16 protein-coding genes are annotated in these 14,754 nt (G+C 41.9%); 7 read left to right on the top strand and 9 right to left on the bottom strand.

What is annotated here, in order from left to right; genetic code table 11:
• Positions 1 to 64: 64 nt before the first annotated feature.
• The 4 genes from pbpA to BGM23_RS09560 all read right to left on the bottom strand — a co-directional run bounded on the left by pbpA (position 65) and on the right by BGM23_RS09560 (position 5,000).
• Positions 65 to 2,218, bottom strand: a complete 2,154-nt coding sequence (gene pbpA, locus BGM23_RS09575) for a penicillin-binding protein 2A (protein WP_024571924.1) — start codon at positions 2,216 to 2,218, stop codon at positions 65 to 67.
• A 113-nt stretch (positions 2,219 to 2,331) separates the two neighbouring features.
• Positions 2,332 to 3,624, bottom strand: coding sequence for an MFS transporter (locus BGM23_RS09570; protein ID WP_003230095.1), 1,293 nt, complete (start codon positions 3,622 to 3,624; stop codon positions 2,332 to 2,334).
• Between the two features lie 106 nt (positions 3,625 to 3,730).
• A complete protein-coding gene (gene sodA, locus BGM23_RS09565) occupies positions 3,731 to 4,339 on the bottom strand; it encodes a superoxide dismutase SodA (protein ID WP_004398583.1) in 609 nt (202 codons plus the stop codon).
• 178 nt (positions 4,340 to 4,517) lie between these two features.
• Complete coding sequence (locus BGM23_RS09560; protein ID WP_004398518.1) at positions 4,518 to 5,000, bottom strand: DUF456 domain-containing protein; 483 nt, start codon at positions 4,998 to 5,000, stop codon at positions 4,518 to 4,520.
• Positions 5,001 to 5,109: 109 nt separating this feature from the next.
• On the opposite strand from BGM23_RS09560, the gene BGM23_RS09555 reads away from it, so the two are divergent.
• The 3 genes from BGM23_RS09555 (at position 5,110) to ispG (ending at position 7,521) form a co-directional block, all read left to right on the top strand.
• Complete coding sequence (locus BGM23_RS09555; protein WP_029726709.1) at positions 5,110 to 5,871, top strand: DUF1189 domain-containing protein; 762 nt, start codon at positions 5,110 to 5,112, stop codon at positions 5,869 to 5,871.
• Between the two features lie 94 nt (positions 5,872 to 5,965).
• Positions 5,966 to 6,265, top strand: coding sequence for a LysM peptidoglycan-binding domain-containing protein (locus tag BGM23_RS09550; RefSeq protein ID WP_046663606.1), 300 nt, complete (start codon positions 5,966 to 5,968; stop codon positions 6,263 to 6,265).
• Positions 6,266 to 6,387: 122 nt separating this feature from the next.
• Positions 6,388 to 7,521: a flavodoxin-dependent (E)-4-hydroxy-3-methylbut-2-enyl-diphosphate synthase gene (ispG, locus tag BGM23_RS09545; protein ID WP_010886567.1), complete on the top strand. Its 1,134-nt coding sequence runs from the start codon at positions 6,388 to 6,390 to the stop codon at positions 7,519 to 7,521.
• Between the two features lie 25 nt (positions 7,522 to 7,546).
• Here ispG and BGM23_RS09540 read toward each other — a convergent pair whose 3' ends face one another.
• The gene (locus tag BGM23_RS09540; RefSeq protein WP_010886568.1) at positions 7,547 to 7,936 is read right to left on the bottom strand and encodes a DUF308 domain-containing protein; all 390 of its coding nucleotides are present in this window, start codon (positions 7,934 to 7,936) and stop codon (positions 7,547 to 7,549) included.
• Positions 7,937 to 8,068: 132 nt separating this feature from the next.
• Between BGM23_RS09540 and BGM23_RS09535 the strand changes: the two genes are divergently transcribed.
• The gene (locus tag BGM23_RS09535) at positions 8,069 to 8,650 is read left to right on the top strand and encodes a nucleotidase (RefSeq protein WP_003246215.1); all 582 of its coding nucleotides are present in this window, start codon (positions 8,069 to 8,071) and stop codon (positions 8,648 to 8,650) included.
• 42 nt (positions 8,651 to 8,692) lie between these two features.
• Here the strand turns inward: BGM23_RS09535 and zur are convergent, their stop codons facing one another.
• Both zur and BGM23_RS09525 read right to left on the bottom strand, forming a co-directional pair.
• A complete protein-coding gene (gene zur / locus BGM23_RS09530) occupies positions 8,693 to 9,130 on the bottom strand; it encodes a zinc uptake transcriptional repressor Zur (RefSeq protein ID WP_003230079.1) in 438 nt (145 codons plus the stop codon).
• Positions 9,131 to 9,267: 137 nt separating this feature from the next.
• Entirely contained in the window at positions 9,268 to 10,149 is an 882-nt protein-coding gene (locus BGM23_RS09525; RefSeq protein WP_003230077.1) for a YitT family protein, read from the bottom strand.
• A gap of 115 nt (positions 10,150 to 10,264) precedes the next feature.
• Between BGM23_RS09525 and BGM23_RS09520 the strand changes: the two genes are divergently transcribed.
• Positions 10,265 to 10,519 carry a DUF2624 domain-containing protein gene (locus tag BGM23_RS09520; RefSeq protein WP_003230076.1) on the top strand — a complete coding sequence of 85 codons (255 nt, stop codon included), beginning with the start codon at positions 10,265 to 10,267 and terminating at the stop codon, positions 10,517 to 10,519.
• 26 nt (positions 10,520 to 10,545) lie between these two features.
• On the opposite strand, the gene BGM23_RS09515 is transcribed toward BGM23_RS09520, so the two are convergent.
• Both BGM23_RS09515 and cshB read right to left on the bottom strand, forming a co-directional pair.
• Positions 10,546 to 11,439, bottom strand: a complete 894-nt coding sequence (locus tag BGM23_RS09515) for a deoxyribonuclease IV (protein ID WP_009967756.1) — start codon at positions 11,437 to 11,439, stop codon at positions 10,546 to 10,548.
• A 9-nt stretch (positions 11,440 to 11,448) separates the two neighbouring features.
• Entirely contained in the window at positions 11,449 to 12,765 is a 1,317-nt protein-coding gene (gene cshB, locus BGM23_RS09510; protein WP_004399101.1) for a DEAD-box ATP-dependent RNA helicase CshB, read from the bottom strand.
• Between the two features lie 168 nt (positions 12,766 to 12,933).
• Between cshB and BGM23_RS09505 the strand changes: the two genes are divergently transcribed.
• Both BGM23_RS09505 and BGM23_RS09500 read left to right on the top strand, forming a co-directional pair.
• On the top strand, positions 12,934 to 13,683 hold the full coding sequence (locus BGM23_RS09505; RefSeq protein WP_029726708.1) for a YqfQ family protein: 750 nt from the start codon (positions 12,934 to 12,936) through the stop codon (positions 13,681 to 13,683).
• Between the two features lie 122 nt (positions 13,684 to 13,805).
• On the top strand, positions 13,806 to 14,750 hold the full coding sequence (locus BGM23_RS09500; RefSeq protein WP_003246170.1) for a 4-hydroxy-3-methylbut-2-enyl diphosphate reductase: 945 nt from the start codon (positions 13,806 to 13,808) through the stop codon (positions 14,748 to 14,750).
• The last annotated feature ends 4 nt before the right edge of the window (positions 14,751 to 14,754 follow it).

The following is a 14,754-nucleotide window of genomic DNA, read 5'->3' as shown; positions in this document are numbered from 1 at the left end:
GGTTTTGTAAATCAGTGCGTTTTTTTGTATAAAAAAAACGCCCACATCATGTGAGCGTTTCTTTTTAGTTATCAGAAGACGTTGTGTTTTCTGCATTTTCTTCGATTTTGTTTTTATTCTTTTGCTGAGTATCTTCTTTGTCCTGCTTCGATTTCAGCTCAAAATATTTATCCATTACTTCCCTGCCGATTTCGTTTGTAATGGTATATTTAGCGCTGTAATCAATATAAGCCCAAGGGACTACTACAGAGATCGCAATCTCAGGATTATCAGCCGGTGCATAGGCAACAAGTGTCGTATTATAAGTCGATGTTCCTGTTTTTGATTTATCAGGTCCATCATAGAACGATTGTGCTGTTCCTGTTTTACCGGCAGGCTGATAGGACGCTGAAGCAAATTGACTGGCAGCTGTCCCTTTTGTCATCACCCGTCTGAATCCGGCCTGAACCTCTTTAATATATTCACTCTTCATGTCGATTTTATTCAGCACTTCCGGCTGAACGGATTGTACGACAGCACCGATCCCTCTTTTAGCATCAGGTTCTCTGACTTCCTTTACAAGCTGAGGCTTTAAGCGATATCCGCCGTTTGCAATCGTTGATACGTATTGCGCGAGTTCCAGCGGTGTATACGTGTCGTATTGGCCGATCGCATAGTCAAGCAAGAATCCCGTCAATCTGTCTGTTCCTTTATAGCCTGTCATTTCATTCGGAAGATCAATTCCAGTTTTGACACCCAGTCCAAATTGGCTGAAGTAATTACGGAACGTATCAAAGGCCGTCGTATCAATCGGTAAAGCCTGGTGCGGTTTATACTCACCTTTTCCGAGCGCGATCGCAGTTTTAAACATAAATACGTTGGAAGACTGCTCTAAGGCTCTTTGAATATTGACCGGTCCTAAGTTAGTCCATGACTTTTTACCGCGTTTATCCTGACTGCCGATATACAATGGTTCATCCTGAAAAACTGTATTCAGATTGATAGCTCCGGTTTGAAGGCCTGTCAAGACTGTTGCGCCTTTGACTGCTGAACCCATGGCGTAAGATGACGTCATTGTACCTAAAGCGTAATCATCAATTTTATATTTCCCATTTTCTTGTTTAATCTGCTTGCCCGCCATTGAAAGCACTTCACCGTTTCTTGGGTCCATCATCACAACGAATGCCCGGTCTAACAATTGCGTGCTTGGTCTTGCTTTAGCAGATTTGAGGTTCTTCTCAATGATTTTTTCCACTTCTTTTTGCAAATCAATGTCAATCGTAAGCACGAGATCTTTACCGGCTTTGCCTTCAGATACCGTTTTTGTTCCCGTGACATTGCCGTTTGAATCTGTGATATTTTCGACTTTGGCTTTTTGGCCCTGCAGAAGGCTTTCATATTGGTATTCCAAATAGCTTTTTCCGACCCTGTCATTACGGCTGTAGCCAAGCGACAGGTAATGCTCGAGCAAGTTGGAAGGCAATCCTTCATTAGAGCTGGAAACACTTCCGAGCACTGAGCGAAGAAGGTTTTTATACGGATACTCACGTTCCCAATCGGACGTGACATCAACACCTGGCAGTTCGTCTAAATGTTCACTTACCACTGCCATTTCCTTCGCTGATACATCTTCGTTTTTGATATATTGAGGGGTCAATGCATAGCCCGAATCCATCTGTCTTTTGATAGCGAGGATCTGCATATCTTTATCCGTCAATTCATTCAACTGCTTATCAGTAATCCGTTTTAGCTGAAGCTGGTATAAATCGTCATCGGATATTTTTTTGTCTTCAACCTGCTGTCTTTCTTTAGAGCTAATGAGCTTTTTTGCTTCTTTCGGTCTAGTCAAAATCCAATAATCTTTTTTATCCCGTTCTGTTACTTTTTTTGTATCGACTTTGATCATGTCAGACAGCTTTTTTGCGATCTTTAAGCGCTGTTCTTGCGTGGTCGATTTAGATCTCGTGTATGTGATTGCATTTAAAGCCTTATTTGTCACAATGGCATTAAAGTTTCGATCATAAATTTTCCCGCGTGGTACCGCTGAGCTGACTTCACTTTGTTCCTGCTTATTCGCTTGGTTTTTGTAATCATCGCCTTGCACGATCTGCTTGATGCCCAGTTCCACAATAATCCAGGTAAATATAACAAAGGCAGCTAAAAATAAAATATTCAGCCGGATCGGAAGCGACTTCTTTTTCTCTTTATGATTTTGCTTTTTTGGTTTATTTCTCCTCATAACATCACCTTTTCTATTTACAGAAAGAAAAGACACTCAAGTAAGAGTGCCAGTTTTCATTTTAAAGGTTTTTTCGACTTTTTTCTACAGATAACCCCTTTTTGGCAAAAAAATTATCTCTCGCCTTTTAACAGGGTCGGTTCTGTTACCCGTTTTTGGCCGTCTTCTTCCATGGTTTCATTTTCCCCTTCTTTCTCCTTAAAACGGATATCCTTGACAAAGTAATAAATCAAAGGATGTCCTATACCCAATATCGCAAGTGACAAAGGAATTCCCACATCCTCTTTCAGAAGGGCCACAATCAGGAGAAAGCACAAAATGGAAACAATTCTGCCGGCGTTCAAGAACATTTCTCTAAGCACGATATATTCAATTCTTGCTTTTCTGGCATGCCTCGCGCGCCCTATCACATCATATGTAAGTGATACATATGGCACAAGCAACAGAGGATAGCCGATGGCAATAAAAACGCCGTACGTTAATAATGTCGAAAAGCTCATATGGAACAGAATCAAAAACAGCGCGCCATACAAAATAAGTCCGCCCAGCAAAATCGATTTTTTTCTCGCCTTTTTCTTAATCAGCCTGGATGCAAAGTAGTAGGCAAAGAAGGAAACAGCTGAATTGACAAGACCGAATGTACCGAGAGCAAGCTCGCTGTTTGTCTCAATAAATACAAACACACTGATTAAAAAGACAAAAATCCCTTCTCTCAAACCCTGAAAAAAATGCGCATTCGTGATTCTCCGCCAATTCATATTGCTATGGCGCTCTCCAAATACTTTGCTCAGCATAAAACGGCCCTTTGATTCTCTCCGTTTTAAGAAAAAGCTCATCACGACAGCCAGGGCAAATAAACTGAGGGAGAGACTGAAAATCACTGTATAACCCGTATTATTTTCAAGCCTTGAGATCACGAATCCGGCTACAATCGGGCCGATCATTCCTGCAGAGGAAGACAGAATGCCCATAAACCCGTTGAAAAAGTCTCGTGTATCCGGCTCTGTTATTTCAAAGGTCAGCACGTTAAACGCTAGCCAATAAAAGCCATAGCCAACTCCGAGCACCGCGCCGATTAGCACGAGGCGGCTGGCCGCCGTTTCTCCGGCTAAAAGCACACTTAAATAAAAGGCAGCTAAAAAAATGACGCCGAACCTTAAAATGAATACCCTGTCTATTTTTTTGGCTAACCGTCCAGCCAAATAAAAGGTTATCGGCTGCATTGTCACAATGGATAAATTATATATCGCCAAATCAATAAATTTCCCTGACTGCTTCCAAAGATACACATTAACAAATGTATTGGACAGTGCAATTCCCAGCGAGTAAAGCCCGCCAATGGTCAGCAGAAAGAGTAACCCTTTGTTTACGTCTACATCGCCTATCACTTTTTTTAGTTTGCTCATTACTGACTCCCCTTTACTATCCCTTAGTCTGTCTCACTCAAACCGAGATATGTAAAAAGAAGACATAAAAAAACAAGGTCCCATAATGAGGACCTTGTTTGTGCCATTATTTTGCTTCGCTGTATAGACGAGCCACTTCGTCCCAGTTTACAACATTCCAGAAAGCTGAAATGTAATCAGGACGGCGGTTTTGATAGTTAAGGTAGTAAGCATGCTCCCAAACGTCAAGACCTAAGATAGGCGTTTTGCCTTCTGAAAGCGGAGAATCTTGGTTTGGCGTGCTTGTGATTTCAAGTTTACCGTTGTTCACAACAAGCCATGCCCAGCCAGAACCGAAGCGTCCAGCTGCTGCTGCTGCGAATTGCTCTTTGAATTTGTCAAAGCTTCCAAATACACTGTTAATCTCTTCAGCAAGCGCGCCAGTCGGTTCGCCTCCGCCGTTTGGAGATAAAAGTGTCCAGAATAATTTGTGGTTCGCGTGTCCGCCGCCGTTGTTGCGGACTGCAGTGCGGATGTTTTCAGGAACAGAATCAAGATCTGCAACAAGCTCTTCAACTGATTTGTTGGCAAGAGCAGTGTTTCCTTCAACCGCTTTGTTTAAATTTGTCACGTATGTGTTGTGGTGTTTCGTATGGTGAATAGTCATAGTTTCCTTGTCGATATGCGGTTCTAAAGCATCGTACGCATAAGGTAATTCTGGAAGTTCGTAAGCCATGATAATTCCTCCTTAGTATATATGTACTGAAATGCCGCTTCACAGCGAGCCTTTCTTCATTCAATGTAACAAAAGAATGCTTTGTAATCAATGAAAAAGCTCACGATTTGGCTCATTTCAGCGGACATATTTCACTTTAACCGATAATCTGCCCCATTAAACCTGCCGCCAGCATTTCTTATAGGACCGTCCATAAAAAGTATCCGATCATCAAAAGCTGTATGATGCCCTTGGCAATAACCCCTGTTAAAAAACCAATGAGTGAGCCGAGGCCAATTTTAAACGCTGACTTTAAGTCCTTCTGATGGACGATAAGTTCTGCGCAAACAGCCCCGATAAACGGACCCAATATGATCCCTGCAACCGGAATGACAAAAGGCCCGATTAATAAACCGATCGTGCTTCCCCATATGGCAGCTTTGCTTCCTCCGAACCTTTTTACTCCAAGCAGATTCGACACGTAATCTGCTGCGAATAATACTGCGGCAAAAACTGCCTCAACAAGCCAGAACATATAAGAATACGGACTGAATGAAAATAAAAATCCGTACAATACAAATCCGGCAACAATAAATACTACGCTTGGAATAACAGGATACACCAGCCCGATAAAGGCAATGATAAAAACCGCTGCAATTAACAGCCAATACAACATATCCATAGCTTCCATCCTCCCATTTTACTCTGTCTTCTTCATGTCTTCCTTGTATTCACACGCATGCAACGATACAATAAGCAACATATATTAGTTTAGCTAGGAAGTGAAGATAGTGAATGTGTTTCAGCTTTTCATTAAAAGTACATACTCTCCCCGTGATATTGCAAAAACAAGATTTCAAGGAATCGGAAAAGCGATTCTTTATGTATTTTTGCTCTCTGTCCTGTTTGCAATCCCTACCGCTTATTATGTAAGTACAGGGACCGTAAAATCAATGAACGGCTTTAAAACTGTTTTAAACAAAGATTTCCCTGATTTCACAATTTCAAACGGCAAACTTCAAACGAATGAGAAAAAAGCCACGGAATCTCAAGCAAATGGTTTCGTTATCGTGTTCGATCCGACAGACTCCTATGGCACTGAACAAATTGAAGCAAAGCAAAACGCGATCGGCATCCTTCAGAACAAATTTGTTTTGGCCATTGACGGACAGGCCCAAGAAATGTCTTACTCAATGATGCCGTCAGAGTTACAGAAAAAAGATGTCATTGCAGGGTTAAACCAAAATAAAGCGATGATTGTAACTGTTCTCTCAGCTCTTATTTTTCTCGTAACAGCAGCGGGAAAATTTATTGAAGTATCGTTTTTAGCGCTTATCGGGTTAATCATTAAGAATTCGCAGAAAAAACATTTATCCTATCATCAGCTCTGGAAGCTTTCTGCTTATTCCATCACCCTTTCAACTGTATTCTTTACAATCATGCGGGCATTAGAAGCAACCGTACCAAGTGAATTTTTGCTGAACTGGTTTGTCAATTTTGTCATCCTGTTTCTCGTTTTAAAAGAGATTCCGTCCAAAAAAGCTGCTGTATAAACCGAGGCTGCATTCGCAGTCTCTTTTCTTTTGTCATGAATCGAAATGGACAAGCATACTATGATATAAAATTTCGTATGCGGGAGGAAAAGCGATGAAGCGTCTCACCTTAGTATGCAGCATTGTTTTTATACTTTTTATTCTTTTTTATGACCTTAAAATTGGAACCCTACCCATTCAGGACCTCCCTGTCTATGAAGCATCAGCAAAAACGGCTGCACAAGAACCGGCTTATAAAACGGTGAAGGTAAAACCGGGTGATACGGTTATGTCGATAGTCGGATCAGCAGGTTCTCCGGATGACATTGTAAAGGATTTTGAAGCACTGAATCCAAATGTGAAAGCCAATGCCATTCAAGCGGGAACAGCGTATAAATTCCCGGTCTACCCTTAATTTAACGTTAATTTCTTGTCAGTTCGGCGAAGACACTGTTACAATGTAATTTGTAAAATAAATTCACATAAACCATACTAGAATTGTTATATCTAGAAGCGGCAACTACAATTAAGGAGCGATTGCAAGTGAGTGAAATCACACATCGTACAAAAACGCGTCCCGTCAAAGTGGGACCTTTAACAATAGGCGGCAACAATGAAGTTGTCATCCAAAGCATGACAACAACGAAAACACATGATGTAGAAGCAACGGTTGCGGAAATTAACCGTTTGGCTGAAGCCGGATGCCAAATCGTTCGGGTAGCATGTCCGGATGAACGGGCAGCAAACGCCATTGCGGATATTAAAAAGCGCATTTCCATTCCTCTCGTTGTTGACATACATTTCGATTATAAACTTGCGTTGAAAGCCATTGAAGGCGGCGCAGATAAAATCCGAATCAACCCCGGCAACATCGGCCGGCGCGAAAAAGTTGAAGCGGTTGTTAAAGCGGCCAAAGACAAAGGCATTCCGATCAGAATCGGAGTAAACGCCGGTTCATTGGAAAAACGCATTTTAGAAAAATACGGTTATCCGACTGCCGATGGAATGGTAGAAAGCGCACTTCATCACATTAAAATTCTTGAGGATCTTGATTTTCACGATATTATTGTCAGCATGAAGGCCTCTGACGTGAACCTTGCAATCGAGGCTTATGAAAAAGCGGCGAAAGCGTTTGACTACCCGCTTCACCTCGGGATCACCGAGTCAGGAACACTGTTTGCCGGCACAGTAAAGAGCGCAGCAGGACTCGGCGCCATTTTAAGCAAAGGCATCGGGAACACCATGCGCATTTCACTAAGCGCAGACCCTGTAGAAGAGGTAAAAGTAGCAAGGGAGCTTCTGAAATCTTTCGGCTTAGCCTCCAATGCTGCCACGCTCATCTCATGCCCGACTTGCGGCCGTATTGAAATTGATCTAATCAGCATTGCCAATGAAGTGGAAGAGTATATTTCTAAGATAAAAGCGCCGATTAAAGTTGCTGTTCTCGGCTGCGCTGTAAACGGACCTGGTGAAGCGAGAGAAGCTGATATCGGAATCGCCGGCGCACGCGGTGAAGGACTGCTGTTCCGGAAAGGGAAAATTGTCCGTAAGGTTCCAGAGGAAACGATGGTAGAAGAACTCAAAAAAGAAATTGACATTCTTGCTGAGGAACACTACGCAAAACTTGAAGCTGAAAAAGCAAAATTAAAAGAAGAAACACAAAAAGCTTGACGGGAACCCGTCAAGCTTTTTTGTGTTAGAAAAATGGAATAATAAATATTCCAAGCACTAATGAAACGACACCGATACCCATTGCCCAGGCGCCAAGGCCTTGAGCACCTCTTCTTCTTGCGATATAGCCGACAATAATACCGGCAGCTCCCAATAAAACAGGCAGTACAAACAATGAAATAATAGACAAGGCTAAAGCGATATATCCTATTCCCCGTCCTTCATTGACATTGCCGCCGCTGCGATCATTGTCTTGGTCATTGCTGCGGTCAGCAGCACGATAAGGCTCTGCGATTTCAGCAGCTGTTTCCTCAAAAAAACCGTCATTGTCACGGGTAATATTTGTCCCTTCAGATCCATGATCAACATAGTAACTGTTGTTATCACGCTTTTCGTAATCGTTTGCCACCTTCAATTCCCCCTTCTGTTTTATTAAAGGAGCTTTTATAGTTTGATCCATTTTGCCTGATTCATGTTTGCTAAACTTTTCTGTTAATGTCAATTGTTTATGTTACACTTGAAGGGATGAAACTGAAGGAGTGTGGGCATGTTACGCTTAGGAATAGATATTGACGGCACAATCACGGCTCAGGATACATTCGTCCCTTATTTGAACCGTTCGTTTAATCTTTCCATTTCATTAAACGATATGACGGATTATGATTTAACAAAGCTGTTAAACATTACCCAGGAAGAATTTTGGGATTGGATGAATCAAAATGAAGCGATCATATATAAGGAAGCATTGCTTGCACAGCATGCGAAACAGTCACTTGATCTTCTCAAAGAGGAGCACAAGCTTATTTATATTACAGCGAGACGGACTCATTTAACTGATATTACCTATGAATGGTTTGACAGACAAAACATTCATTATGACCACATCGAACTCGTTGGCGGTCATCACAAAGTTGAAGCGGTCAAGAATCATAACATCGACCTGTTTTTTGAGGATCATCACGGTAACGCCATGATGATTGCGAAAGAAGCCGGGATACCGGTGATTTTGTTCAATTCCCCTTATAATCAGCTTCCGATTGATTCAAACATCATCAGAGTAAACAACTGGCTAGAAGCCGTTCAATGGATGAACAACAACAAGCATCACTTAATACGCGTCAATAACTGAAAAAGGAGCCCAAACCGGGCCCCTTTTTCATATATACGCATTTTACGCAGTAGTGTTGTCTTGGTTTTCCGCTGTACAATCAGGGCATGTGCCGTAAATCTCAAATTTATGTCCGCTGACCTGATAGCCATCCAAATCATCACAAAGCTTGTCCATCGGACATGATTCAATTTCCTTTGTTTTGCCGCAGGCAAGACAAATAAAATGATGGTGGTGATGGGTGAATGAACACTTAAATCGGAAGAGCTTTTCACCGGACAGCTCAGTTGTTTCCAAAATCCCAAGTTCTTCATATAAAGAAAGATTTCTGTAGATTGTATCAAAGCTTAAGCCTGGATAATCATCATTCAGTGCAGACAGTACGTTTTTAGCGGTAAGATATCTGTCTGAATCAGCAAAAAGCTGCAGCATATCCTCCCGTTTGTTTGTATATTTATATCCGTTTTCTTTTAGTAGGTTCAGCGCTTCTTGTACGTTCATGAAGGGTCCCCCTTTTCGCTTTGCTTAAGAACGTATCACATGTATGAAAAAGAAAATGGCAGCTGTCTGTCCAGCAAGCCATTTTCTTTACTGCAGATAAAATTATACCCATAAAATGAATAAAAGTAAATGAAAGCCTAGTGGATTGCGTTTTTGAATTTTCCGCCTCTCGTTTCATGAGTATTCATAATTGTTATGAATGCATTTTGATCAACTTCAAACACGATCGATTTGAGCTTTGTCACTTCCAGCCTTGTGACAACCGCGTAAATTACGTCTTTTTCTTCGTCCGTATATCCGCCTTTCCCCTTCAGCTTCGTTGTGCCCCGACCGAGACGGTGCAAAATCGCGTCGGAAATCTCATCATACTGCTCAGACACAATAATGACAGCTTTTGTTTCATCAAGCCCTTGGATCACGGCATCAATCGTTTTCATCGCAATATAATAAGTCATGAATGAGTACATCGCTTGCTCAGGACCGAACACAAAAACTGCCCAAATGAAAATGAACACATTGATGAACATAACGAACTCACCTACAGAAAACGGGAGTTTTTTGGTCAGCAAAATACCGAGAATTTCTGTACCATCCATTGAACCTCCATTTCGAATAACAAGCCCGACGCCAAAGCCGAGTAAAAGACCTCCGAACACAGTAGCCAAAATAGGCTGGGTTGTAATGGCTTCTACATGGTGAAGTGAGGATTCAATAACGGCAAGCCCGACAATCCCTATAAACGTAGAGACTAGAAAGGTCTTACCGATATATTTATATCCGAAGATCATAAAAGGAATATTTAATATGACAACGAAAAAAGCGAAATTCAGAAAGGGGTTTGACATAAAGAGGTGGTCTAAAATAAGAGATACACCGATAATCCCGCCATCAATAAAATCATTGGGGATTAAAAATAATTCAATACTTACAGCCGCAGATGCAGCTCCTACCAGAATCATAAAGACCCTGAAAATAAAATGGGTAAATGTTTCTTTCTTATGTTGTTTTGTTGGGGTCATAAAATCTCCTTTCCTGCAATAACTATTTTAAATACATTATAAATCTATTTTACCATTAAACACTGACACATTTTACTGATTTGCCCATACATTAAGTCTGGAGGTGGAATGACCGATGATTTTATTTCAAAGAATTATTTTGCAGCGGCTTAATCAGGCTACTGCTGATGATTTGCTGAAGTACTCAAAACAATACGGAATCAGCTTAACAAGATCGCAGGCCGTTGAAGTAGCGAACCTGTTATACGGGAAAAATGTAAACATCTTTAATGAGAGTGAACGAATGCGGCTGCTGAAACAAGTAGAGACGATTACATCGAAAGAAACAGCTCAAACAGTTAATGAACTATTCAAACAATTTACAAGCTAAAAAATGGGGGTGTTATCCCCCATTTTTTATTGCTGTAAAATCTTTTCAAGCAATGTATCATCAAATTGTTTTTCTTTCAGCATTTCAATCTCAAAACGGTATGGCGGTTTTTTGTTCTTTTTATCTTCACCGACGTATGGTGTTTCAAGAATTTTTGGAATGTCTTTTAACTGCTCATGGTGAACAACATATTGCAGTGCGTCAAAACCTATTTCACCAAAGCCAATATTTTCATGGCGGTCTTTTCTCGCACCTTTGACATTTTTGCTGTCATTGATATGAAGCACTTTAATACGGTCAATGCCAATGATTTTATCGAACTCATTTAGCACTCCGTCAAAGTCTTCGACAATGTTATACCCGGCATCATGTGTATGGCACGTGTCAAAGCACACTGACAGCTGCTCATTGTGTGTAACGCCTTCGATAATCTGCGCAAGCTCCTCAAAGCTTCTGCCGCATTCTGATCCTTTTCCAGCCATTGTTTCTAATGCAATCTGGACATTTTGATTCGGATCAATCACTTCATTTAAGCCTTCAATAATTTTTTTGATGCCGGCTTCAGCTCCTGCCCCTACGTGAGCGCCAGGATGAAGGACAATTTGCTTCGCTCCGATGGCCGCTGTCCGTTCAATTTCTGAACGAAGAAAATCAACACCCAGCTCAAAAGTGGACGGATTTGTCGTGTTGCCAATATTAATAATATAAGGCGCGTGTACGATAATCTCGTCAATGCCGTTTTCTTGCATATGTGCCCGGCCTGCTTCTATATTTAAGTCTTCAATTTTCTTTCGGCGCGTATTTTGCGGTGCGCCTGTATAGATCATAAACGTATTCGCCCCATAAGAGACTGCTTCCTGGCTTGCAGCCAGAAGCATATGTTTTCCGCTCATAGAGACGTGTGAGCCTATTCTCAGCAACAGGTTCCCCTACTTTCTTTTCTTAGATTGGTTTCTTCTCTGTTTTTTCTTGATTTTCTCCATCTCATAGCTCATTTTCTTTTTATACCCAGGCTTAACCTTCTTCGGCTTTTTCACGAGACGATGAGCAATTTCATCCGCTTCATTCGGCGTTTTTTTACGTTTTTTGCGGCGCTGACGGTCATCGCCTTTTTTCCATTCGCCCTTTTCAAGCTCTAAGTACTCAAATTCGATGCCCATTTTTTCAAGTCTTACTAATGCATCCTCATCAGTAAGCTCATAAATGGTCATCGCTTGTCCTGATGAGCCGGCACGAGCCGTTCTGCCCACACGGTGAACATAGAAATCGAGATCATCCGGCAGCTCATAGTTGATAACATGGCTGACACCTTTAATATCAATACCTCTTGCGGCAAGGTCAGTTGCAATGATATATGTGAATTCCAAATCATTGATCTGCTTCATGACTTTTTTCCGCTCACGTGGTGTTAATCCGCCGTGCAGCAAGCCGATTTTCATGCCTTTGCCAGTCAGATACTGGGCAATATGGTCAGCCGTATTTTTCGTGTTGGCAAACACAATCCCCAGGTATGGATTCAGATGCGACATGATGTCAAAAAGGAGCTTGTCCTTGTCACGATGTTTCGAAGGAATGAGGATATGCTCGATTTTCGCAGCAGTCACCTGTTTTGGCTCCACATGGGCGTATTTCGGATTTTCCATGTATTTCTTCAAGAATGGTTTCAGCTTTTCCGGTATGGTCGCTGAGAACACAAGCATTTGCAGATCCTCAGGCATGCGGGAACCGATGTAATCTACATCTGCAAGGAATCCCATGTCCAGCATTAAATCCGCTTCATCAATAACAAGAGATTCCGCTTTATGAACACTTAACGCCTGTTCTTTGATTAAGTCAGCAATCCGTCCAGGTGTACCGACAACAAGATGCGGCTGTATTTTCAATTTATCAATTGATTTTTGTTTATCAGTGCCTCCGATAAAACATTTCGAGCGAATCTGACTTCCTTCTTCACCCTGCGTGATTTTAAGCGCTTCCTGATAAATCTGGTTGGCAAGCTCTCTTGTCGGAGCCGTAATGACTACCTGAACGACATCCTTAGCAGGATCGATTTTGTTTAATAAAGGCAGTAAATAAGCGTGAGTCTTTCCAGTACCCGTCTGAGACTGGCCGATGACGCTTTCTTTTTTTAACACTGCAGGAATCAGCCTTTTCTGGATATCAGTCGGTTCGTAAAAACCAAGGCGATGTACTGCATCTATAATAAATGGTTTCAATTCATAAAGTTCAAATTTCGTTTCTTTCATTTTTCCCAGCTCCTTAAAGCGGCACATTATGTGTCCATCATCACATTATACCCGATTTTGCTTAAAAACACCACGTTTGCAAGGCGTTTGTTTTATTCAGTTATGTAAAGCAAATACCGCAGCCCATGCATATTCTAATAGCAGAGAGAGCTGAAAGGAGGTACAAGTATGTTTTCACCGCAGCAGCCAATGAGAAATTACCCACAGCCCGGACCGCCCCGCCCCATGCCAAATCAGCGAATGATGGGCAGAAGACCGCCTAATATGCGAGGACCTTCATTTGGAGCACAGCAGCAAGGTTTTCAGCAAGCCGGACAATTTCTTCCTCAGGCAAATGCCGGAGCGAGAAATGGTGCAGGTGCAGGTGCAGGCGGAGGCTTAAAAGGAATGCTGTCAAGGTTCCTCCCCGGCGGAGGAGGCGCTGGCAGCGCCGGGGTTCCCGGAATTCCAGGAGCAGGTGCAGCAGCGAGCGGAGGTGCTGGCCTGCAAGGCATTCAAAATATTGCCAATCCTGCATCATTATCCAGTATGCTTGGAAATGTGCAAAAAGTACTCGGCATGGCGCAGCAAGTCACCCCTATGATCCAGCAGTACGGCCCATTAGTCCGCAATCTGCCAGCAATGATGAAGCTGTACAGCCAATTAAGTAAAAGTGATGATACTGAGACAGAGGCCAATGAGGAAAGTGAAAAACAATCCGTTTCAGAAGAATCATCAGAAAAAGAAAAAGAGACTGAAACAAAAACCTCAGATGGGAACAAAAAATCAAAACCAAAAAGTTCTTCTCTCCCAAAAAAATCTAAAACAACTGACAATAAAGAACAAGAATCAAAAACATCTGCCCCGAAGAAAAAGGAAGCTGCCTCTCCTGCTCCGAAAAGAACATCAGGCAGTTCAAAACCGAGATTATATATTTAACATTCTTTGATATCTGAAGTGAGATTGGCTATAATGAGATCAGAAGAATGCAAGAATAGAGCCGTTTGATTACGGCTTTTTATATTGCCTTTACTCACTTCAGTATTGGAGGACAACCGAAAATGGACGTAATTAAAATTTCACCGCGCGGCTATTGCTATGGTGTTGTTGATGCTATGGTCATTGCCAAAAATGCGTCACTAGATAAAAGCTTGCCAAGACCCATCTATATACTCGGGATGATTGTTCATAATAAACACGTCACTGATGCGTTTGAAGAGGAAGGGATTTTTACATTGGACGGCTCTAACCGTCTGGACATCTTAAAGCAGGTTGACAAAGGAACTGTCATTTTCACTGCGCACGGTGTTTCTCCCGAAGTCAGAAGAATCGCAGAAGAAAAAGGGTTAGTCGCAATTGATGCTACATGTCCGGATGTGACAAAAACTCATAATCTAATCTTAGAGATGAAAGAAAAAGGATATCACGTGATCTATATCGGCAAAAAAGGGCATCCAGAGCCTGAGGGAGCCGTTGGCGTAGCGCCGGAGATCGTTCACTTAGTTGAAACAGAAGAAGATGTAAAGAACCTTGATATCCAATCTGAGAAGTTAATCGTGACGAATCAAACAACAATGTCTCAATGGGATGTTCACGACATTATGGAGCTTGTCAAAGAAAAATATCCTCATGTCGAATATCACCAAGAGATTTGCCTCGCTACTCAAGTGCGGCAGGAAGCTGTATCAGAGCAGGCAAAAAAAGCGGACTTAACAATCGTTGTCGGAGACCCGAAAAGCAACAATTCAAATAGGCTTGCTCAAGTGTCAGAGGAAATAGCCGGGACAAAAGCATACCGGATCGGCGACTTAAGCGAATTGAAGCTCGAATGGCTGAAAGGCGTTAATACCGTTGCAGTTACAGCGGGAGCTTCAACACCGACGCCGATCACAAAAGAAGTCATTCGCTTTTTAGAGCAGTTTGATCACGAAGATCCATCAACTTGGACAACTGAACATAATATACCGCTCAAAAAAATACTTCCAAAAGTAAAAGCAAAAAACTGAGGCT

This window comes from Bacillus sp. FJAT-14266, assembly GCF_001719225.1.
GTDB lineage: Bacteria > Bacillota > Bacilli > Bacillales > Bacillaceae > Bacillus > Bacillus subtilis.
The sequence above is the reverse complement of the archived record's forward strand: the minus strand, read 5'-3'. Positions and strand labels throughout refer to the sequence as shown.

Bases quoted from the DNA above. Each gene is read 5' to 3' on its own strand.
- pbpA (WP_024571924.1), bottom strand. From the start codon at position 2,218: ATGAGGAGAAATAAACCAAAAAAGCAAAATCATAAAGAGAAAAAGAAG.
- BGM23_RS09570 (WP_003230095.1), bottom strand. From the start codon at position 3,624: ATGAGCAAACTAAAAAAAGTGATAGGCGATGTAGACGTAAACAAAGGG.
- sodA (WP_004398583.1), bottom strand. From the start codon at position 4,339: ATGGCTTACGAACTTCCAGAATTACCTTATGCGTACGATGCTTTAGAA.
- BGM23_RS09560 (WP_004398518.1), bottom strand. From the start codon at position 5,000: ATGGATATGTTGTATTGGCTGTTAATTGCAGCGGTTTTTATCATTGCC.
- BGM23_RS09550 (WP_046663606.1), top strand. From the start codon at position 5,966: ATGAAGCGTCTCACCTTAGTATGCAGCATTGTTTTTATACTTTTTATT.
- BGM23_RS09535 (WP_003246215.1), top strand. From the start codon at position 8,069: ATGTTACGCTTAGGAATAGATATTGACGGCACAATCACGGCTCAGGAT.
- zur (WP_003230079.1), bottom strand. From the start codon at position 9,130: ATGAACGTACAAGAAGCGCTGAACCTACTAAAAGAAAACGGATATAAA.
- BGM23_RS09525 (WP_003230077.1), bottom strand. From the start codon at position 10,149: ATGACCCCAACAAAACAACATAAGAAAGAAACATTTACCCATTTTATT.
- BGM23_RS09520 (WP_003230076.1), top strand. From the start codon at position 10,265: ATGATTTTATTTCAAAGAATTATTTTGCAGCGGCTTAATCAGGCTACT.
- cshB (WP_004399101.1), bottom strand. From the start codon at position 12,765: ATGAAAGAAACGAAATTTGAACTTTATGAATTGAAACCATTTATTATA.
- BGM23_RS09505 (WP_029726708.1), top strand. From the start codon at position 12,934: ATGTTTTCACCGCAGCAGCCAATGAGAAATTACCCACAGCCCGGACCG.
- BGM23_RS09500 (WP_003246170.1), top strand. From the start codon at position 13,806: ATGGACGTAATTAAAATTTCACCGCGCGGCTATTGCTATGGTGTTGTT.